This window comes from Paenibacillus rigui (assembly GCF_002234615.1).
In the GTDB taxonomy this organism is placed as follows: domain Bacteria; phylum Bacillota; class Bacilli; order Paenibacillales; family NBRC-103111; genus Paenibacillus_S; species Paenibacillus_S rigui.
The window spans coordinates 38,152-58,968 of record NZ_NMQW01000039.1 but is presented as its reverse complement, the minus strand read 5'-3'; the positions used below and the strand labels follow the sequence as shown (position 1 = coordinate 58,968).

Here is a 20,817-nt window from a genome sequence, read left to right as displayed (position 1 = left end):
ACGGATGAAATGGGTACAAATTTCGGAGCATGTATGGAAGTGCAGTATATGGATGATCATTCCTGTCAATGTATGGCTTGTCAGGTCCGATACGGGACTGACGTTGGTGGACGCGGGCATTCCTTCGATGGCGAAGGGATTGCTCCGTCAGATCGATAGACTGCAAATGCCGCTGGAACGAATCGTGCTGACGCATGGACACAGCGATCATGTCGGCAGCCTGAAGCGGATTCTCGAAACATACCCCGTGCCGGTGTATGCGCATGAGACCGAAATCCCGTACATGGAAGGAAGCATGCCTTACCCGCGGCGGAAAAAAGCCGAGGCCACGGTCCAGCCGGGCATCGCAGCACCGCTCGATATGCAGAACCGCATCGGAGGGCTGATGCCTTATGCTACGCCGGGGCATTCTCCGGGCCATACCGCCTATTTTCACGAACAGGACCGCGTCCTGCTGGCAGGGGACCTGTTTACTTCCAAGCGCGGCCAGCTGAACCGTCCGATGCCGATGTTCACGGCGGATATGAAGCAGGCGGTGGAAAGCGGTGCAATTGTGGAGCAGCTAGCCCCGAAGCTCGTGAGCGTTTGTCATGGCGGGGATGTGGTGATCACCGATCCGAAGCAGCAGGTGGCCGCATACCGCAGCATTTCGCTTGCCCGTCTGTAATGTCTCCTTACCGAATCGGATGACGAAACAACAGGAAAGCCCAGGCTGCACACTTGAGTGTGAGCCTGGGCTTTGTGTGTGCAACCGTTTAGATCGTTTGCAGCACAAACTTGTCAACGACATGCTTGACGCCGTCTTCATTGTTGCTGAGCGTCACGTAGTTCGCAATTGCCTTCAGCGAGTCGGCGGCGTTGCCCATCGCAACCCCAAGACCTGCCACTTCCAGCATTTCGCGGTCATTCGAGCCGTCCCCGATGGCAATAACCTCGGACATGTCATAGCCGAATTTGGCCGCCAAATATTTTAGCGCATCGCCTTTCGTGCCCTCGTGGTGAATAATCTCAAGAAAATGGGGCTTGGACTTCGTAATGTGCACCTGACCGACGATCAGGCTGCGCAGCTCAGCCCCTACTTCATCCAGCTTGCCTGGCTCGTCGATGATGAGCATTTTGGTTGAAGGCTTGGCCGCAAGCTCGCGGAAATTCGGGTACACCGTGTACGGGATTTTGGAAAGCGCCGCATAGTCTTTAATTTTATCGTTGTCTTCCTGAACATACAGGACATCGTCAATATACAGCTGCAAGTGAAGCCCATTGCGTTCGCAATAATCGAAAATAAGCTGCGCCGCAGGCTGGGGAACCGATTGCTCGTACAGCACCTGGCTGTCCTCGGAGTTTTTGACGAGCGAGCCGTTGTACGTAATAAGCGGCACATTCAGCTGCAGCTGCGAGGCCAATTGCTTCGCGGAAGCATACATGCGGCCTGTTGCCAGCGTGACGGTAATCCCGTGCGCCATCGCTTCGGCCAGCGCCTGCTTCGTTCCCTCCGTTACTTCCTTCTCATCATTAATCAGCGTATCGTCAATGTCGATCGCAAGCATTTTATACATGGTATCCACTCCGTTTTCTCCACCGTTTCTGTCTACGGCTCCCATTATACCTTGAATCCTGCGGATTGGGGAAGAACAAAGCACGCAATTCACCATCATTTGCTAACGGTGGAAGGCGTATATTATAAGACAACGGCACTTGTGGGACACTAGCTATCAAAGCCTTTGTTCGGGGGAGAGACAGCCTGTGATTCGAATCATTGCGGTAGATCATGACAACAGACGCATACCTGAGGCAACACTGGGGGATTTGCTCAGCTTGAAGGTGAAATGGTATTGGGTTGATTTTGACCAGCCAACGGAAGAGGAAGCGAAGCTGCTGGAAACTCATTTTCAGTTTCATCCGCTTGCGATTGAGGATTGCTATCAGCTGCTGCAAAGACCGAAGGTGGATCACTACGACGACGTGCATTTTTTTGTGCTGCATGCCATGAATGCGGAAACGCTCGATTCCGAGGAAATCGACTTGTTCTGGGGAAGTCACTTTATCGTTACGTTCCATTTTTCCCGTTCCCATGAGATCGATGAAGCCTGGAGGCGGATCAGCGAGCAGGAGCGTTTGCGTGAAAAAGGCCATGGTTACTGCGCTTATCTGGTCATGGACAAGCTTGTCGATGAATATTTCCCGAGCGTCTATCAGATCGAGGACCAGCTGGACGAGATTGAAGCCAAAGGCAAGGGCGAGCCGATTCATCTTCTCATGAATGAAATTTTTGAAATCCGCTCAAAGCTGCTGAAGCTGAGAAGAACGATCGTGCCGATGCGGGATCTGATGTACCGTGTAATCAACTCGGACCGGATCGAAGGGCTCAAGGAGCAGCTGGCGTATTTTACGGACATTTACGACCATTTACTCAAGCTGTCCGAAATCAACGATTCCAACCGCGAGATGACGGCGGATATGAGAGACAGCTACATCTCGCTCAATTCCAACCGGATGAACGCCATTATGAAAACATTAACGGTCATTACGACGATTTTCATGCCGCTTACCTTCATCGCAGGGATTTACGGCATGAATTTTGACCATATGCCTGAATTGAAATGGCAGTGGGGCTATTTTGCTGTATTATTGTTCATGTTCGGCATCGGCTTCGGGATGTATTTATGGTTCCGCCGCAAGGGCTGGTTTGAGTAAGGAAACGATGTAAACTCCAGAATGAAGCGATATTCACGTTTTTTCAGCTTTTTACGGATATGAATGCGGATTCAATGGGCTGTAGCATTTCATTTCTAACCTATTGCTGCGCAATGCTTGTTTTCTTGTAATATCCTCGAAATCGTGAGCGATATGGAGCTGGATAGAGTAAATAAGAGATCTCACTTCATTTGTCCTCTTAAAATGTCACTTTTGCCTTCAAATGCCGCACGGGATTTATTTACAGAAAGGTTCGGCAAGCGTAAGATACAACTCATGATTCATACAAAGTTTCCAATTCTAGCCGCTTAATTTCCTGGTCATCAGGGAAACGGGGGAACCAATTAAGCAATGCCTGCACGGTGTGAGAGCCGTTGTACGCATTGTTGGGGTGAATCCTGAGGCTATGCCTTCTTGGCATAGCCTCAGGTAGGGCGACTCTCACCGTCCGAATCCGTCAGCTAACCTCGTCAGCGTTGGTACAGCAAGCCAGCAGGCAATGAACCGGTTCGTGCCTGTCAGGTTTGTTCATGGAGAGAGGATGATGAAGCTTGTGATCGGATAATCGACCACAGGGCTTAGGCCTCTGTGGTTTTCTTATGCTTATTTTTGAAAAAAGCTTGGAAGTCTCATTTATACGCATGCCAAATTTTAAATACTGCATGCATCTTTATCGCTGAGTCCTTGAATAGAAAAGGAACGGGGGAACCAAAGGAGGCCCGATGCTTTAACTGCGAACAAGCAGATGAAGCATCCGTCTCCATGGGGTGAATCCTGCTGAAGTGCCATGCGGCACCACTGCAGGTAGGGCGACTCTCACGCCCGAATCCGACAGCTAACCTCGTAAGCGTATCGGGAGAGGCAACGATTGTCGTGGCAGGACACGGTTTATATGACTGTGCCTTAAGAAGCCGCGGGAGGAGTTCTTCTCTTGTCCGCAGGCTTCTTTTTTGTTGCCCGAAAAGTGCCGTGAAGCCATCCGGAACGCCGGAATTGCTGAACAGGCGGGCATCACTTTCGGGGATGTCGGTTGCCTTCTCTTTGTACATGGAGGAGGAGAATGTTGAACGTGGGGGATTCGCAAGAATTTATTCTAGTTTCCGCACCGAATAAAATGGGGGAGGCTTTTATCCGCCAGCTGTGCCTTCATCAAGCGCCCTTTGCCGTCATGGTGAACAATGCAAGGGAACAGGATCGGATGGCCGAAATGGGTGTGAAGCATTTTTTGAGGGTAGATACGGCGGAACAATTAAATTGGCATATGCCTGCATTTCAGGTAGAAAAGGTGTTTCTTTTTGAAAACAGCTTTAACTTGTGCTGCCGTTATATCCAAATGTGTCGGCGTTGGACACTGAACCCGATTTATGTCATTACGCAGACGAATAACCCGCGGTTGGTGTACCGGGGGCTGGGCGCCACTTATGTGATCCACAGCAACAGCGATGAGATTCCGTTTCTTATTCAAACAGTTGTCGGAGATAGGCCCCAGGATGTATGACGCATTTTCATGGAGGGATAACCATGCTGGATCTTTATATGGTGCTGCTGCTTGCAGTCTGCTACGGACTGTACAGCGGATTTACCGCTTTGTGCGGACGTGTTATCGAAGCGTCGGGAGGCGAGCTGAGATGATCGTGATTTCGATTGTGACTTTGCTGATCTTTGTTTATTTGGCGTATGCGTTAATTTATCCGGAAAAATTTTAAATAGAAAGCTTACGAAGCCAGTTTTGCTAAAGCAAAACTTCAGGAAAGGGGCCAAACCATGGGCATTGTGCAAATTGCCGTTGTGATCGTGATTTTGCTGCTGCTGGTGAAACCGGTGGGAACGTACTTATATCATGTTTTCTCCAATGAGGCGAACCGGACGGACAAATGGTTTGCTTTTGCCGAGAAGCCGATTTTTGCACTGATCGGGATGAAGGAACGCAAGGGGATGACTTGGAAGACCTATGCGTTCAGCTTCATCGTAACCAACATTGTGCTCGTAGCAATCAGCTATTTGATTCTCAGGCTGCAAAAATATTTGCCGCTCAATCCGAATGGTATCGACAATATGGAAGAGACGCTGACCTTCAATACGGTCATCAGCTTTATGACGAACACGAATCTGCAGCATTACAGCGGGGAGACGGGATTATCGTATTTCTCACAGATGGCCGTCATCATGATGATGATGTTTACCTCGGCCGCGACCGGCTTTTCGGTCGCCATTGCCTTCGTCAGAGGGATCACAAGCAAGGGACAGACGATCGGCAACTTTTTCGAGGATTTTGTCAAGGCGCATACGCGGGTGTTTTTCCCGCTCGCATTTGTCGTTACGCTGCTGCTTGTCGCGCTGCAGGTACCACAAACGCTGCAGCCAACGCTAACTGTCACTACGCTGGAAGGCGCGGAGCAGCAAATTGCGATCGGACCTGTGGCATCGCTGGAGGCGATCAAGCATTTGGGGACGAATGGCGGGGGCTTTTTCGGAGTCAACTCGGCCCATCCTTTTGAAAACCCGAGCGCATTAACGAATGTGATCGAAATGTTATCGATGTGGGTGCTGTCTGCGGCACTGCCTTACACGTACGGCCTGTTTGCCAAGAACCGCAAGCAAGGTTGGGTTATTTTCTCCTCGATGCTGATCTTGTTCGTAGTATTCCTGTCCCTGGTGTATACGGCGGAGTTGAACGGGAACCCGGTGATGAACAAGCTGGGCATCGACGCAGCACAGGGCAGCATGGAAGGGAAAGAAGTCCGCTTCGGCATTGCCCAGTCGGCGCTGTTTACGACCGTGACGACGGCGGCTACAACCGGTTCCGTCAACAATATGCATGATACCTTGACGCCGCTCGGCGGAATCACGCCGCTCTCGCTGATGATGCTGAACTGCGTGTTCGGAGGCAAGGGTGTGGGCTTGGTGAACATGCTGATGTACGCCATTCTCGGTGTATTCCTTGCCGGCCTGATGGTGGGAAGAACACCTGAATTTCTCGGCCGTAAAATTGAGGCCCGCGAGATGAAGCTGATAGCTATAGCGATCCTGGCGCATCCGTTTATTATTTTAACCCCGACAGCGATCGCCCTGGCAACGGATTTGGGGAAGGCAGCCATTACGAATCCGGCATTCCATGGCATCTCCCAGGTTCTGTATGAATATACCTCATCCGCCGCCAATAACGGATCAGGCTTTGAAGGACTTGGCGATAACACGCCGTTCTGGAATATATCCACGGGCTTAGTCATGCTGTTCGGCCGTTATATATCGATGATCGCCATGCTGGCGGTAGCGGGATCGCTCGTTCGCAAGCAGTGGGTGCCTGAAACGATCGGTACCTTCCGTACGGATAACCGGTTGTTCGTCGGTATTCTTGTAGGTACGGTCTTGATTATTGGCGCTCTGACATTTTTGCCCGGTATCGTGCTGGGGCCCGTCGCCGAGTATTTGACGATCCGTTAAAAGAAGAGGTGAAATCCATCCATGAATACGAATAGAAAAAAACTGCTGACCGGCGATATCGTGACGAACGCAATCAAGGACAGCTTTGTGAAGCTGAATCCGGTCATCATGATGAAGAATCCTGTCATGTTCGTTGTTGAAGCGGGGACGGTTATCGTGCTGTTGATGACCCTTTTCCCCGGATACTTCGGAACGGAGGCAAGCATAGGCTTTAACTTTACGGTATTTCTTATTTTGCTGTTTACGGTGCTGTTCGCCAATTTCGCCGAAGCTTTGGCCGAAGGACGTGGCAAGGCGCAGGCGGATTCCTTGAAAAATACGAAGAAGGAGATTACGGCCAACAAAGTGGTGAGCGGCGGGCTGAAGCAGGTTCCCTCAACCGAGCTGCGCAAAGGCGATATCGTCGTTGTCGCTCAAGGCGAGATGATTCCCGGTGACGGGGAGGTTATTGAAGGCCTGGCCTCGGTGGATGAGTCCGCGATTACAGGTGAATCGGCCCCCGTCATCAAGGAGGCCGGCGGTGATTTCAGCTCTGTCACTGGCGGTACCCGCGTAGTGAGCGATAAAATCCGGGTACGCATCACAAGCGATCCGGGGGAATCGTTCATCGATCGCATGATCGCACTGGTGGAAGGCGCCAAGAGACAAAAAACGCCGAATGAAATTGCGTTGAATACACTTCTGACGAGCTTGACGCTAATCTTTCTCATTGTCGTGGTCACGCTGGCCCCGATTGCCAAATATTTAGATATTTCATTGGATATCCCTGTATTGATTTCCTTGCTCGTCTGCTTGATTCCGACGACGATCGGCGGCTTGCTGTCGGCGATCGGTATCGCCGGGATGGACCGCGTCACGCAGTTCAATGTGCTTGCCATGTCCGGTAAAGCGGTGGAAGCGGCAGGGGATATCAACACCATGATTCTGGATAAAACCGGGACCATCACATTCGGGAACCGGATGGCCAGTGAATTCGTTCCGGTGGGCTCCGAGAGCGTAAGTGTACTTGCGCAATGGGCGGCGATCAGCTCCGTCAAGGACGAAACGCCGGAGGGGCGATCCGTTCTGGAACTCATGAAAAAACAGGGATTAACGTATCCTGCTGCAGAGGCTGAGGGCGGCGAGTTCATCGAATTTAAAGCCGAAACCCGGATGAGCGGAATGGATCTGCCGGATGGACGCAAGGTTCGTAAAGGTGCGGTTGATGCCGTGAAGCAATGGGTCGAAGCCCAGGGTGGGCACATCCCGAAGGATCTGATAGACAAAGGCAACGCTATAGCCTTGGAAGGCGGCACGCCTCTGGCCGTCGCGGTAGACGGTCAAATCTTCGGGCTGATCTACTTGAAGGATACGGTAAAGCCGGGGATGAAGGAGCGGTTCGACCAGCTTCGGAGGATGGGCATCAAGACGATCATGTGCACGGGCGACAACCCGCTGACGGCCGCTACCATTGCCCGTGAAGCCGGCGTAGACGATTTCATCGCGGAGAGCAAACCGGAGGATAAAATCGCGGTTATTCGCCGCGAGCAAGCCGAAGGCAAGCTGGTCGCCATGACGGGCGACGGAACGAACGATGCGCCGGCGCTGGCCCAGGCTGATGTCGGCCTCGCGATGAACAGCGGGACAATTGCGGCCAAGGAAGCGGCCAACATGGTCGATTTGGACTCCGATCCGTCCAAAATTATTGAGGTGGTCTCGATCGGGAAGCAGCTGCTGATGACGCGCGGCGCTCTGACGACATTCAGTATTGCGAACGATGTCGCGAAATATTTTGCCATCATCCCTGCGATGTTTACGCTCGCGATTCCGCAGATGGAGGCGCTCAATATGATGAGGCTCGGCTCGCCGCAATCGGCTATTTTGTCCGCGCTGATCTTTAACGCGATCATTATTCCGCTGTTGATCCCTCTTGCCATGCGGGGCGTCGCTTATAAGCCGATGAGCTCGACGAAGCTGCTGCAGCGTAATATGGTCATCTATGGGCTGGGCGGTGTTCTTGTTCCGTTCTTGGGAATTAAGCTGATTGACCTGATCGTTCATGTATGGGTATAGAAAACGAAACGGGAGCACCGCTTCAAGCGGTGTCCCTCCTTTTTTGAAAAAGACAAAGAAGAGAGGTATGAAAAAGGATGAAGCAATCGATACAATCAGCGGCGGATACAGCGCCCATGTCTCTTGGTATTATCATTCGGATGAGTCTTGTTTTTATCGTTTTATGCGGTATCGTCTATCCGCTTGTCTGCACAGGTTTGGCTCAGGCGCTGATGCCGGGCCGTGCCAACGGCAGTCTGATTCAGAACAGCCGGGGGGCCATCGTAGGCTCCGAGCTCATCGGTCAAAAGTTCACCGACCCGAACTATTTTCAAGGCCGGGTATCGAGCATCGACTACAAAGCGGAAGCATCGGGCTCCAATAACTATGCCCCCTCCAATCCCGATATGCTGAAGAGAACGGAGGAATCAATCGAGGCTTGGAGGAAAAATAACCCGGATGTGCCGGTCAGCCGGCTGCCCATCGACCTGATCACGAACTCAGGCTCCGGTCTGGACCCTCACATTTCACCGCAATCGGCTATTGTTCAGGTGCCTCGCATCAGCAAGCTGACCGGGTTGCCTCAAGCCCAACTGGAGCAATTGGTTGCAGTGCATACGGAGAGCCGCGATCTGGGGGTGTTCGGTGAGCCGAAGGTGAACGTACTGGAGCTGAATTTGGCTCTGAACGGGTTGTTGAGCAAGTAATGGAGACCTTTCAACGGAAAACACCCGAGGACCTATTAAAGTCGATTTCCAAGCTGCATTCCGGACGTTTGAAAATTTACATCGGTGCCTTCAGCGGTTCGGGGAAAACGTATCATATGCTGCGCGAAGGCCGCTCGCTGCGGGATCAGGGGATTGACGTCGTCATCTGCGCAGTATCCACCATGCAGCGTCCGGAGACGATGGAGCAGATCGGGGATCTGGAGCGGGTCCCGAGCCTTCATTGGTTTACGAAGGAGAATAAAGAAAAGAAAGACCTTAACCTCGATGCGCTGCTTGAACGGAATCCGGAGGTCGTGCTGGTGGACGGCCTTGCGCACCGCAACCGTCAGGATGCCCCTTATGCCACCCGGTTGGAGGATATCCGGTACTTGCTAAGCAAAGGCATCAGCGTCATTACGACGGTCAACGTATATGAATTGGGCGGCGTGAAGGAGCTGGCCCGCAAGCTGACCGGCATCGAGGTGGAGGAAACCGTCCCCTCCGATACGTTGGAGTTGGCCGATGAAGTCGTGCTGATCGACGTAACGCCGGAAACGCTGCTGAATCGGGTTGCGGAAGGCAGCCTGCGGCCGAGTCAGAACAACAGTGAGCTGTTGAAACGCGGCAACCTGGCCGTACTGCGGGAGATGTCTCTGCGCTTGATGGCCGAGGGCGTGAATGAATCTCTCGAGAAGCACCGGGAGGAGGCAGGGCTCATCGGCCCGTCCGGAGCGACGGAGCGCATCCTTGTGTCCGCGCAGTACCATTGGAACGGGTCCATCTATGTCAGAAGAGGACAGCAAATCGCCAAGCGGCTGAACGGGGATTTATTGGTCGTGACGTTCGTGAACGGAAAGCGGGAGCTGAGTAAGGAAGCGGCGGCCTTTCGGCGCTCCATCAAGAAGCTGGTCGATAAAGTCGGAGGTGCATTCGAGGAGCTTCCGCTCTGCTCGAGAAGAGCTTTGCCCGACATTCTGGTCCGGTATTCGCTGCAAAACAATGTGACCCGTATCGTACTCGGGCATTCCAGGCAGACCCGGTGGCAGGAGATTTGGCAGGGCTCCATTGTCCATGATATTTTGAAAAAAACGAAAAATATCGATATTTTCGTCGTGGCCGACCGGGCAGAGCACGAGGGGGAGCGGATTTTGCCCGCCAGGCTCTCCAAGCCGCAGGAGGAAGCCGAAATGTTCCGCCGGCTGAGCCCGGCCCAGATGGAACGCAAGATTGAACGGATCCGGCGCGGGCGGTTCAAGGTGTACATTGGGGCTGCGCCGGGAGTCGGCAAAACGTACACGATGCTGCGAGAGGGGAATGACCTGGTCAAAAAAGGAATTCACGTGCTGGTTGGACTCCTGGAGACGCATGGGCGTAAGGAAACCGCTGCTCAAGTGGGAGGGCTGGAGCTTGTACCGCGCCAATCGATTGATTATCGCGGTACGCGGCTGGAAGAGATGGATACGGCAGAAATTATTCGCCGCAATCCCGAAGTGGTACTGGTCGATGAGCTGGCGCATACCAATATGCCGGGCAGTACGAATAAGAAAAGATACGAGGATGTTCTGGATATTTTGGCCGCAGGCATTTCCGTCATTTCTACGGTCAATGTGCAGCATTTGGAGAGCTTGAACGATGCCGTCGAGCAAATAACCGGAGTCCGTGTGAGAGAGACGGTTCCGGACCATATCCTCCGGCTAGCCGACGAGGTTCAGCTGATCGACGTCGCACCGCAGTCGCTTCAGCAGCGGATGAAGGATGGCAAAATTTATGCTATGGAAAAGGTTAGCCAGGCATTAAACAACTTCTTCAAGACAGGTAATCTGATCGCGCTGCGGGAGCTGGCCTTGAGGGAAATTGCCGATGATGTGGATGAAAGGCTGGAATCGTGGGAGCGCAAAAGCTCGCTTCGCGGACCGTGGCGGAGGCAGGAGGTTATTTTTGTGTGCACCGATACGACGGGGAGCGCAGAGAGGATGATCCGTCGCGGGTTCCGCATCGCTTACCGGTTGAAGGCCGCCTGGTATGTATCCTATGTTCAGCTTGGTGACGGAGGGCTGACGCATGAGAGTGAGCAGCGGCTGGAGGAGCTGAAGAAGCTGACCCACCGCCTGGGGGGCACCTTCGAGGTGATTCCGGCGGCCAAACGGAAGCAAATTCCCGAAGTCCTGATGGCCAAGGCCAATGGGTATAAGGCGACGCAACTGATTATCGGGCAATCGAGGCTGCCGATCTGGAAGGAGCTTTTCAAAGGATCCATTGTCAAAAAGCTGCTGCGCGCCTCGAGGCACCTGGATGTGCTGGTTGTAGCGGAATAGGAGGGGAGGGGGCTTGAAGGAAATTAGCAGTTGATCAAACAGGAGCAAGCTGACAGCGATAAAGCTCGCGATCAGCTTGCTCTTGTTTATTAGGCAATAAATCAGGGCTGCTGCAAATCGAGCCGAACATCCCGTCCGTCGTCCTTGAGCGATACGGCTCCTGAAGCTGACTGGGCCTTCACATAATCCACCCATGCGTCCAGCGTAATCTTCCCGTCCTTCCACTCCTTCACTTCGCCGAAGGCTGCAAAGCCGTCGCCTGCGCCGGTAGCCATGTAGTCATTGGTCGTCACCCGGAAGGTGCGGCTCATATTCAGCTTGCCGTCCACCAAGAGAGGCGTGCCGTCGAGAAGTGTAATCTTGCTGTACTTCTCTCCCGCAGGCTTACGGTTATCCCATTCCACCTTCAGTCCCGAGAACTGCAATGCAGGCAGCTTCGAGTAGGGATCCGTTACCTCCAGCAGTCTCTTGATCTGCTCCGCCGTCATCGTGCCGGTTCGATTATAATTGCCGAACGGCAGCACCTCGAACATCATGCCGTAGGTCACCTTGCCGGCCTCGATGCTCGCACGCAGTCCTCCGATATTGGTGAACGCGATATCGGATTGCTCCGCGGCGCGCATGGCATCGGTAACCGAGCTGCCGATCGGGGTCATCCCGTCACGGGCCTGGTTGCCGTTATGGTCGTAGCGGTACGATTGAACGGCCCATTTTTCAGCGGCTTGGGCAATCATTTCATTCGTCTTGGTATGGATAGCGGACTGGTAGTCCGCTACAATCTGCTGCACCTTGTTGTCGGCTATAGTAAGATTCGTGTACGTTTCAAGCAGGCTGGCGTTCGAGGAAACGACCTTCTTGGACACTTTATCCACATAGAGCTGGATATGGCCTACGGCATACAGCCAGCTCTGGGCTTCCACAACCGGAATACCGTTCACAATGCCGGCAACGCGGCGATGGGAATGTCCGCCTACGACTGCGTCAAGCGTGCCCTTACCCGTTCCGTTGGCCAAGTCGACGAGCTCGCCCATCAATTCACCGGACTTTGCATCCTGTTCACCGGGAAGGTGGGAGGTGACGAGCACGATGTCGCAGCCTTTCGCTTTGAGCTCGGCGGAGAGCTGCTTGGCGTAAGGAATCGGATCGGCAAAGGTAAGCCCTTCGATATGGGTCGATTTGGTCGTTGTCTTGGTTTGCGGCGTCGCGAGCCCGATAATGCCGATTTTGAGGCCGTTTTTTTGGATGATGGCGTACGGCTGGGCCCAATCGACTCTTTTCCCGGTTTGCTCGTCGATAATATTAGCCCCGAGAATCGGGAAGGAGGCTTTCTGGATATTGTTGATCAATACATCCCTTCCGAAATCAAACTCATGGTTGCCGATAGCTGCAGCGTCATATTTGATTTGCGACATCGAATCGATGACGGACTGCCCGTTCGTCGTGTTGGAGATAAGCGTGCCCTGCCAAGCATCACCGCCGTCCACCACGATCGTTCCGGACGGATTCACCGAGCGGAAGTCGTATACGACACCGGCTACTGTCTCGATGCCGCCTTGTGCCTGATTGCGTTTCTTGTCAAAGCCCACCTCGATATGACCGTGAATATCATTGGTGGTTAGAATATCAATGACCTGGAATAGGATGGGCTTGATCGCTCTAGCCGCTTCCTCCCGGGTAGCGGTGCCTTGCGGGTCGAAGCTGCCGTCGAGGGTCGGCTCGAACAATCCGCTCAATACGGCATACGCGACATAAGGACGAGCCCAACTGGATATCGAGCTCGCATCCTTGAAATAATTCAGTACGTTGATATTGACGTCCGGGTCGTCGCCCTTGTTCAAAATCCGGACGATCATGACGGCGAGCTCCTCCCGGGTTACGGGGCGGTTTGGCTCGAACCGTCCGAATTCATTGCCCTGCACGATGCCCGCAGCTACCGCATTCGTGACGGCCTGAAGCTGCCAGTCGTCAAGATCGGGGAAAGACGTGCTCAGCGTGTCGCTTGCCGCCAGCTTCGCCGCGCGATTGACCATAGTCACAAGCTCTGCCCGTGTGATAGGGCGGGCACCGTGGAGATCGCTGTCGTTAGGATAGCCTTCCACAATCCCCTTGTCCTTTGCAAGCTGGATATTGCTCGCGGGCTGCCCGACGGCTGCCGCAGCCGGTTCTGCCGCCGATGCCAGAGGGATGTACCCTATGCTTGGCGTGCTCTGTAATCCGTACAAGGAAGTAGCTAACAGGCTGATGACGCAGACTGCCTTCATTCTCGAACGTTTGTTGAGCATAGGTACCGTCCTCCTAAGAGTTTTTGCGCCAGCAAAAACTGGCTTCGAAAGCATGGACTGAGTTTTTGCGCCAGTTATGGATATCTCCATCTTCTATTATACTTTCATACCATTGAGAAACTTGTAGAAATTTGGTAGAGAGCAGAAAGGTCAGTTCCTCTGCGGTTTACTGAAAATTCGACAAGACGGAGGGAATTGGCGATTGATGGCGGAAGGGGGAGCCGAGGTCCGGATAAGGGCATTTTTTCCGCGATTACGAATCGGGGTCGTCTCTGTTATACTGGAGATTAGTGAATTTCATTTTTATGAGGTGACGAATGAAAGCTTATTTGGAATTGCTGCAGGATATACTGGATCATGGTGTGAAAAAGGAGGACCGTACCGGCACGGGCACCCTCTCGGTTTTTGGCCGGCAAATGCGGTTCGACTTGTCCGAAGGCTTCCCGTTATTGACAACAAAGAAGCTGCATGTACGTTCTATCTTTCATGAGCTGCTATGGTTTCTGAGTGGGGAGACGAACATTCGCTATTTGCTGGATAACGGGGTGACCATCTGGGACGAGTGGGCCAATGAGAATGGCGATTTGGGTCCGGTGTACGGCTCCCAATGGCGTTCCTGGCCCGCGCCGGATGGACGGCATATCGACCAGATCAGCCAGGTCGTCGAGCAAATCAAGCGCAGCCCAGACTCCCGCAGGCACCTGGTTGTAGCGTGGAATCCCGCGGAGGTGGACAATATGGCGCTGCCGCCGTTGTATTATATAAAAAAATGGGTGAAATGGGGACAACGCAATGTTTTCAGGGGTTGTACGCATTTCTCCCAAGTAGTATTTGGTGGAAATGGAGTAAGGGGTGTATTATCATGAGTAATAGTGAATATTTATACATCAATCTACTTAAGCATATTCTCGAAAATGGGACGAGTAAAGAGGATAGAACGGGTACTGGGACACGTTCTGTGTTTGGATATCAGATGCGATTTGATTTAAACGAGGGTTTCCCTTTAATAACAACAAAGCGTGTTCCTTTTCGTTTAGTTGTAAGTGAGCTTCTTTGGTTCATCAAAGGCGACACGAATATTCGATATCTTTTGCAAAATAACAATAATATTTGGAATGAGTGGGCATTTTTAAAATGGATTGAAAGTGACGAATATTCAGGACCGGATATGAGGAACTTTGGACTTCGTTCTCAACAAGATCATGAATTCAACAAACAATACAAAGAGCAACTGGAGATCTTCAAACGAAATATTTTAGACGATGATTGCTTTGCGGAGAGATTTGGTGATTTAGGAAACGTATACGGAAAGCAGTGGAGAAACTGGAAGACATCGAAAGGCGAAACGATTGATCAATTAAAGGATGTCATAGAGACTATTAAAAGAAATCCTGATTCCCGAAGACTGATTGTTACGGCATGGTCACCGGAAGATGTACCAACTAGTGCTTTGCCCCCATGTCATAGTCTCTATCAATTCTATGTGTCCAATAATAAATTGTCGTGCCAGTTGTATCAGAGGAGTGGAGACGTGTTCCTGGGGATACCATTTAATATTGCAAGTTATGCCCTATTGACTCACATGATCGCACACGAATGTGGATTAGGTGTGGGGGATTTTGTACACACAATAGGAGATGCACATATTTACATTAATCACTTGGATCAAATTAATACTCAGCTTAGCAGGGATCCAAAAGCCCTGCCAACCCTTAAGTTGAATACCTCAAAAAAATCTGTTTTTGACTTTGAGGTAGATGATCTCAAGTTAGAGGGATACGATCCTCATCCAACGATAAAAGCACCAGTAGCAGTTTGAAAAAGTGCATACACCGCGGCAAACTACGCAGAAACCTTCTACTCCGAAGTGGAGGAGAGGGTTTTTTGAATATTGAGAAGGAGTAGATCTTTGTGGGAAAGATTGAGGAAGCAAAAGATATATTGATGTCTTTGGGGATGCCTAAAACACAATATAACGACCGTAGTGCATATACATTCTTGGCATTAGCATCACTCATGGAACATGACGATTGGGTGAATGCTAGTAGTCATGAGAAAAGAATTTCAGAAATAATGGAGTTCACTGCAAACTATTATGGAAAATTGTACAAAACTGGTAGTAGAGAGGGTTTTAGAAAAAGTACCGTACACCAGTTCTGTGATGCCGCTATCACTGTAAGAAATATTGTTGATACGGATAGAGCTACTAATAGCCCCAAATACTCTTATCAATTAACTGATGAGATTTTGGATCTGATAAAGAATTATGGCACGGATGCATGGGAAGGGCTACTCGCAAAATATCTCGAAGGTAAGGAAACCTTGATACAGAAATATGCCCAAAAAAGAGAAATAAACCGGATCCCCGTTGTTATTGACGGTGAAGCTTTGCATTTTAGTCCTGGGAAACACAATAAACTTCAAAAAGCGATTATCGAAGAGTTTGCTCCACGGTTCGCTCCAGGTTCAAAAGTTCTCTATGTAGGTGATACCGCAAAAAAGGATTTGGTTAAAAAAGGTAAGAAACTTAAGGGATTGGGAGTTAAGTTAACAGATAATGATAAATTACCTGATGTAATTTTATATCGAAGTGATAAGGATTGGTTATACTTTATTGAAGCGGTAACCTCGGTAGGACCTGTTTCCGTCAAAAGAATGAATGACATAAAAAATATGCTTGAAAACTGTACGAGCGGCATTGTATATGTGACCGCATTTCTTGATATGTCCAGCAAGAATGGTTTTAAAAAATTTATTGATGAAATTGCATGGGACACTGAAATTTGGATTGCTGAAAATCCTGATCACATGATTCATCTAAATGGGGATCGTTTTTTGGGTCCTCGTTAATTAAATTTCAAGACAATTGTTGGGCAAATGGTCAAACCTACAAAAACGAAGGGAAGGCTAAAATAAGCAATAAAGGCAAAACTCAGAACGAGTTTTGCCTTTATTGCTTATTTTGCGTAAGTCTTAAGTCGCTCTTTAACCCAAATTAATACATCTTCCGTCATCCTTAGTCCCAATAATGCATCGTTTAAGGTGGCTACTTCTGGAAATAGTACACCATCAATCTTTGGAGCTTCATTAATGTGTGCCCCCAAGTCGGATGTTAAGGAGTAGAGGTTGTAAAAAAGTGTGAATCTTGGATAGTTGAACTGCTTCGTCTGATCATCGAATATAATGTTCTTATTCGCCGAGCCTTGTACAATATTATTGGGGGTAATAACTTTCTCGATAAATGTATCTGTGCTAAGTTTTTGTAGGCCCTTAACCCATTTGTTTCCATCATCTTTAAACTCGCTGAATATTCCAGTTATAACATTACGACAACTGGATAAACAAGGAACAGGTTGACCGCTTATGTAGTTTTCAACAGCCTCTTTATACGATCTTCCTATTTCAGGATATGTTTCATTAAGCCAATCGACTAACAACGAAGTGTTTCGATTCCCACTTTGTTCAGTAAATGGTCTCAGTATTAATTTACTATTAGTGAACGAAATATCCAAATTTAGGATATGAAGGTTATGCAGTAATTCCTGATAGTCAGCAACAGAACTCTCCATAATTAAATTTAGACCTTCTTCATCCGAGTTGTCTTTAAAAAAATCACTTAATGAAAAGTAGAAACCGCGGGATTTATTATGGAGCAAGTCGTCTATTTCACGATCAAACAAGTCATTTAAGTCAATTTCATCAACAATGGAACTTATGAGGATTATGAACTTATCGGTGTTTTCCCCATTTGCATATACAGTTTTTAAGATATTTTTGATAGCTGAGAAAAACTCATCAAATCTAGGATTATTATTTTGATATTGTCCATTGTAGGAGTATGGCTTCAAAAAACTGCTATACGTCTCATACAGGTCACTTTGTCCGGAATTTGAAAGTATCCTATCCCACGTTGCGTTATTTCGAGTTCTGATTATTTGTTTTTTATCTATTATTGTAGCGATTCTTGACAAAGCAATTTCATTGAAAGTATCCATTAGTACAGTCCTTTTTTCTTTAATATAAGGAAAAATAAAATCAAAAATGACAAGGCTTTATTTAGTATTATTGCGGTTATCGAATGCTTTTAAAACATCGGCAATGAGATTATGTATTATTTCAATTTCTATCGGACTTCGCCCCTGTAGGTTCAATAAGATTTTATCAATTAATATTTCATCCTTCGTATTCCTTTTCTTCCCGCTTGTTAAAACATCAGAGGGTTCAATTTTCAATGCATCAACTATCCGTTCCAATGTCTCCAAAGAGATGTTCTTCTCGCCCCGTTCAATTCCACCGATGTATGATTGCGGAAGTTCAACTTTTTCTCCAAGTTGCTCCTGAGTTAACCCACGATTTTTCCTGAAAAATCTGATACGTTCACCGACTATAGTCAACAGGTTTTTCAATAACTCACCCCTCTTTTAGAGTAGGCAAGTATACCCAAAACTTAAACATACTTATAACATATATTTCCGTTTGAATTTAGATCTTATAAGATCTATTATTACAATATAAAATGATTTGGAGGTAGTTTATGTGATGAATATACTATCAACACATATGGTTATTGAAAATGTACTTATGGGCAAAATGCGTGGAAAGGTGATGTACCAAGGTTCATTCCTTTCTTCACTTAGTCATCAACTGGTGTACGTAAAACCATATGACATGAAGACGGGAAAGGGATATCAGCGACCCGTTGACAAGAAACGGTGCTACGATTTTGCTAAGTATTTATCGAGAGGCGATGATGCACTTTTTTCACCAATATTATTAAATGCCGCGTCACAGTGGGAGTTTGTTCCATATGATAAGGATCGACCAAGCTTCGGTAGATTGTTATGTAAAGCAAAAGCTTCGAATATAGATGGACAGCATCGTATTGGGGGAGCACAAATCTATTCTCAAGAAACAAGTTCAGAAATTAACATTCCATTTGTCGCGTACCATTATTTGGATGAAGATGAAGAGATAAACTTATTCGATACTATTAACACGAAGGCTAAAGGGATTGGGCTATCATTAAGCAAATATCTCCGTAGAGATTTAGATGATCTTAGCTGGGTTGCTACTGAACTAGTGACTAGAACAGAAAGCCCCTTTCACCAAATCGGTACGATTACCGGAAAGCGTTCAAAAGGTAGGCATGTGACGCTACAAAACGTTTATCGGGTTTTACACATTCTAACAAATGAACCGACAATGTCTTCTTTCTCAAAGGAAGAAAAACTCAATATAGCTTTAACATATTTCTTAAGTATCCGAGGAGTTCTTAGCGAAGAATGGAATGACTATAACGAGTACAGACTCACACATATTGTGTGCCTTGAGGCATTATCAATAGCCGGAAAAGAATTACTACTTAACTGTAAACACAAAACCCGTAAACAAATTGATTTTCAAAATGTTCAAAAAGGTATTGGGAAACTCAAAACAGTTGATTGGTCTGTAAACGGTCCGCTACGTTACCTAAAGGGATTAAATGGATCAAAAACACTTGCAATGGATCTACAAGCCATCATGATTTAATGTTCGTTGTTAAATACCATTTGTTTTGAGAGTTTGAAGTATGTAACTAAATAATTACAAGAAAGGAGAAACATCATCCTTGAACTTTTTTGAACATCAAAACACAATCGCCAAAAATCTACTCCTTTTCATTCGTGAAAGAGGCTATTCAAAATTATCACTATCAAAACTTACAGGTATCCCAAGACCAATGATCGATAAATTATTAATGTCTTGTGTAACGGACCCAGTTCTTTATAACAAACTTGTAGTAAGAATTAACGAAAGCTTTGACATACCCAATAACTATCTTTTGACTCAATCCCAAATTATTAATACTTCTCAGGTATCAAGTCATAATTCGATTGAATCTTATCGATGTCCAAAAACCAGAGATCTCTTTGATGGTTTAGATAATTTATTGGATATATACTCATTGTATGTAAATTAAGGAACTGCGTTCACGCGGCAACAATTATCGCCGCGTGGATGACTATAATAAAATCAAATTTTCGGTAATAATTCTTAAGTATAAATTATTTACTGTACCATTCTCCGAATTTAAGCATACAAGAATCTTCTTTTATTTTATTATATTGATCAAAATCTTCGGTACTAAACTCTGCTAAAGTTTTATTGAATTGCTCTGGCATAAAAATAAACCATAAGTCTGACCATTTTTTTTCGTTATCATTACCTCTGATCTCATTGGATATTCTACCTGGTGATTTACTTTCGAAAAATTTCATTTCGTCACCATCATAATAAGCTAAGCAAGATCTAAATTCACAATTTCTATTTACTTCATCTTTTAATAATTTCAAAATCCCATTGATTCCGATGGTATCCAACATATGATTAACATACGTTCTTGGGAATCCATTTAGCTGTGAAATGAAAAATCCTGCATCTAGTGAAATGCAAGGTCGCTTTACAATACTATAAGCTTGTAATACTTTCTGCCTTGCAATTTCATTAATATCATCACTTCGAGGTTCAATGAGTTCTGCTTCGTAAGCATGTACCACAATATTCTTCAAGTCTTTTTGAGCAGATGCTATTTTTCCTTTGTTACTTGTAACGAAAACTATCTCTTTCATTAGTTCATCCATGCCTCTCGTAAAAAGTTAGTTATAATCGTATTCTCTCAAGAATACTCTTTGGGTCATGATTTATTGGACATATACTTCCAGATACTATAATCAAAATGTGCTTTATTTACCTTTAGCAACTCAGCCGCGTCATTAATAATATCCTGACATTCCTTATAACCAGTTGCAATGACTCCGGCTTCTTTAATAAAGTTTTCAAGATGACGGTCAATTGCTGTTGTTTCTATCCCCACTAATATTTTAAAGTAATCAACCGTTTTATTTCCAATCCCTTTTAATTTTTTGAGTTTCCTTTCGTTACTGGATAATTCAAGCCATTTTTTCAAATCCTCTTCTGTTTCAATCTCATTTTCAATAAAGAAATTAGTTACTTTAAGTATGTAGTCAGGTTTCCTTCCTTTAAAGGATACACCACTATTTGATTGAAGCAAATTACTTGCGGGTACTCGTTCTAATAAATATAAAAACTTGCTTGAAGTGTTTGCATCTGGATAATTCATTCGTATTTTATCCACACGCGGTTTGACGACTGTTTCGTACCTTAGCCCTGATTGTAAGATACCATCAACTATAGTTGCACCAATATGGTTATAACCACCGTCAATACTAGTAACGATTTCGAAGTTTGCTAATGATAAAGTATATTGTGCAAGTATATCTGCCTTTGAATTTGAAACCATCGTCAATCCTCCAATTAATTGTTATTGTTTCATTGCACTCACTG

The 20,817-nt window shown here is 47.6% G+C and carries 18 protein-coding genes, 1 pseudogene and 2 riboswitches; of the genes and pseudogenes, 13 read left to right on the top strand and 6 right to left on the bottom strand.

From position 1 onward, the window contains the following. The first annotated feature begins 4 nt into the window (after positions 1 to 4). Positions 5 to 667, top strand: coding sequence for an MBL fold metallo-hydrolase (locus tag CF651_RS24245; protein ID WP_094017466.1), 663 nt, complete (start codon positions 5 to 7; stop codon positions 665 to 667). Positions 668 to 755: 88 nt separating this feature from the next. Here the strand turns inward: CF651_RS24245 and CF651_RS24240 are convergent, their stop codons facing one another. Beyond that, the gene (locus CF651_RS24240) at positions 756 to 1,556 is read right to left on the bottom strand and encodes a Cof-type HAD-IIB family hydrolase (protein WP_094017516.1); all 801 of its coding nucleotides are present in this window, start codon (positions 1,554 to 1,556) and stop codon (positions 756 to 758) included. Between the two features lie 187 nt (positions 1,557 to 1,743). Between CF651_RS24240 and corA the strand changes: the two genes are divergently transcribed. The 7 genes from corA (at position 1,744) to CF651_RS24205 (ending at position 11,191) form a co-directional block, all read left to right on the top strand. Continuing rightward, on the top strand, positions 1,744 to 2,694 hold the full coding sequence (gene corA / locus CF651_RS24235; protein ID WP_094017465.1) for a magnesium/cobalt transporter CorA: 951 nt from the start codon (positions 1,744 to 1,746) through the stop codon (positions 2,692 to 2,694). 295 nt (positions 2,695 to 2,989) lie between these two features. After that, positions 2,990 to 3,184, top strand: a riboswitch (cyclic di-AMP (ydaO/yuaA leader). A 174-nt stretch (positions 3,185 to 3,358) separates the two neighbouring features. Next, positions 3,359 to 3,560, top strand: a riboswitch (cyclic di-AMP (ydaO/yuaA leader). 203 nt (positions 3,561 to 3,763) lie between these two features. Beyond that, entirely contained in the window at positions 3,764 to 4,192 is a 429-nt protein-coding gene (locus tag CF651_RS24230) for a hypothetical protein (RefSeq protein WP_094017515.1), read from the top strand. Between the two features lie 130 nt (positions 4,193 to 4,322). After that, on the top strand, positions 4,323 to 4,400 hold the full coding sequence (locus CF651_RS33430) for a potassium-transporting ATPase subunit F (RefSeq protein ID WP_425436318.1): 78 nt from the start codon (positions 4,323 to 4,325) through the stop codon (positions 4,398 to 4,400). 58 nt (positions 4,401 to 4,458) lie between these two features. After that, the gene (gene kdpA, locus CF651_RS24220; RefSeq protein ID WP_094017463.1) at positions 4,459 to 6,138 is read left to right on the top strand and encodes a potassium-transporting ATPase subunit KdpA; all 1,680 of its coding nucleotides are present in this window, start codon (positions 4,459 to 4,461) and stop codon (positions 6,136 to 6,138) included. A gap of 21 nt (positions 6,139 to 6,159) precedes the next feature. Beyond that, the gene (gene kdpB / locus CF651_RS24215; RefSeq protein ID WP_094017462.1) at positions 6,160 to 8,190 is read left to right on the top strand and encodes a potassium-transporting ATPase subunit KdpB; all 2,031 of its coding nucleotides are present in this window, start codon (positions 6,160 to 6,162) and stop codon (positions 8,188 to 8,190) included. Between the two features lie 77 nt (positions 8,191 to 8,267). Then, positions 8,268 to 8,876: a potassium-transporting ATPase subunit KdpC gene (kdpC, locus tag CF651_RS24210; protein WP_094017461.1), complete on the top strand. Its 609-nt coding sequence runs from the start codon at positions 8,268 to 8,270 to the stop codon at positions 8,874 to 8,876. Continuing rightward, positions 8,876 to 11,191 (top strand): histidine kinase, encoded by a 2,316-nt coding sequence (locus CF651_RS24205; protein WP_094017460.1) that lies wholly within the window; start codon positions 8,876 to 8,878, stop codon positions 11,189 to 11,191. Before kdpC ends, CF651_RS24205 begins: the two co-directional genes overlap by 1 nt. Positions 11,192 to 11,292: 101 nt before the next feature. Here the strand turns inward: CF651_RS24205 and CF651_RS24200 are convergent, their stop codons facing one another. Continuing rightward, positions 11,293 to 13,473: a 5'-nucleotidase C-terminal domain-containing protein gene (locus CF651_RS24200; RefSeq protein ID WP_094017459.1), complete on the bottom strand. Its 2,181-nt coding sequence runs from the start codon at positions 13,471 to 13,473 to the stop codon at positions 11,293 to 11,295. Positions 13,474 to 13,790: 317 nt separating this feature from the next. Between CF651_RS24200 and thyA the strand changes: the two are divergent. The 3 genes and pseudogenes from thyA to CF651_RS24185 all read left to right on the top strand — a co-directional run. Further along, positions 13,791 to 14,270: pseudogene (thyA, locus tag CF651_RS24195) on the top strand (thymidylate synthase); the annotation flags it as partial. 65 nt (positions 14,271 to 14,335) lie between these two features. Further along, on the top strand, positions 14,336 to 15,292 hold the full coding sequence (locus tag CF651_RS24190) for a thymidylate synthase (protein ID WP_094017458.1): 957 nt from the start codon (positions 14,336 to 14,338) through the stop codon (positions 15,290 to 15,292). Positions 15,293 to 15,384: 92 nt separating this feature from the next. Continuing rightward, positions 15,385 to 16,323, top strand: coding sequence for a BsuBI/PstI family type II restriction endonuclease (locus CF651_RS24185; protein ID WP_094017457.1), 939 nt, complete (start codon positions 15,385 to 15,387; stop codon positions 16,321 to 16,323). A gap of 107 nt (positions 16,324 to 16,430) precedes the next feature. Here the strand turns inward: CF651_RS24185 and CF651_RS24180 are convergent, their stop codons facing one another. After that, on the bottom strand, positions 16,431 to 17,468 hold the full coding sequence (locus CF651_RS24180) for a hypothetical protein (RefSeq protein WP_094017456.1): 1,038 nt from the start codon (positions 17,466 to 17,468) through the stop codon (positions 16,431 to 16,433). A 57-nt stretch (positions 17,469 to 17,525) separates the two neighbouring features. Then, positions 17,526 to 17,879, bottom strand: coding sequence for a helix-turn-helix domain-containing protein (locus CF651_RS24175; protein ID WP_094017455.1), 354 nt, complete (start codon positions 17,877 to 17,879; stop codon positions 17,526 to 17,528). Positions 17,880 to 18,012: 133 nt separating this feature from the next. On the opposite strand from CF651_RS24175, the gene CF651_RS24170 reads away from it, so the two are divergent. Together CF651_RS24170 and CF651_RS32010 are read left to right on the top strand one after the other, a co-directional pair. Further along, positions 18,013 to 19,002, top strand: a complete 990-nt coding sequence (locus CF651_RS24170; protein ID WP_094017454.1) for a DGQHR domain-containing protein — start codon at positions 18,013 to 18,015, stop codon at positions 19,000 to 19,002. A 79-nt stretch (positions 19,003 to 19,081) separates the two neighbouring features. Further along, on the top strand, positions 19,082 to 19,432 hold the full coding sequence (locus CF651_RS32010) for a hypothetical protein (protein ID WP_144029101.1): 351 nt from the start codon (positions 19,082 to 19,084) through the stop codon (positions 19,430 to 19,432). Between the two features lie 85 nt (positions 19,433 to 19,517). On the opposite strand, the gene CF651_RS24165 is transcribed toward CF651_RS32010, so the two are convergent. Together CF651_RS24165 and CF651_RS24160 are read right to left on the bottom strand one after the other, a co-directional pair. Then, complete coding sequence (locus tag CF651_RS24165) at positions 19,518 to 20,081, bottom strand: non-canonical purine NTP pyrophosphatase (RefSeq protein WP_094017453.1); 564 nt, start codon at positions 20,079 to 20,081, stop codon at positions 19,518 to 19,520. Between the two features lie 65 nt (positions 20,082 to 20,146). Then, positions 20,147 to 20,773, bottom strand: coding sequence for a hypothetical protein (locus CF651_RS24160; RefSeq protein ID WP_094017452.1), 627 nt, complete (start codon positions 20,771 to 20,773; stop codon positions 20,147 to 20,149). Positions 20,774 to 20,817: the final 44 nt, after the last annotated feature.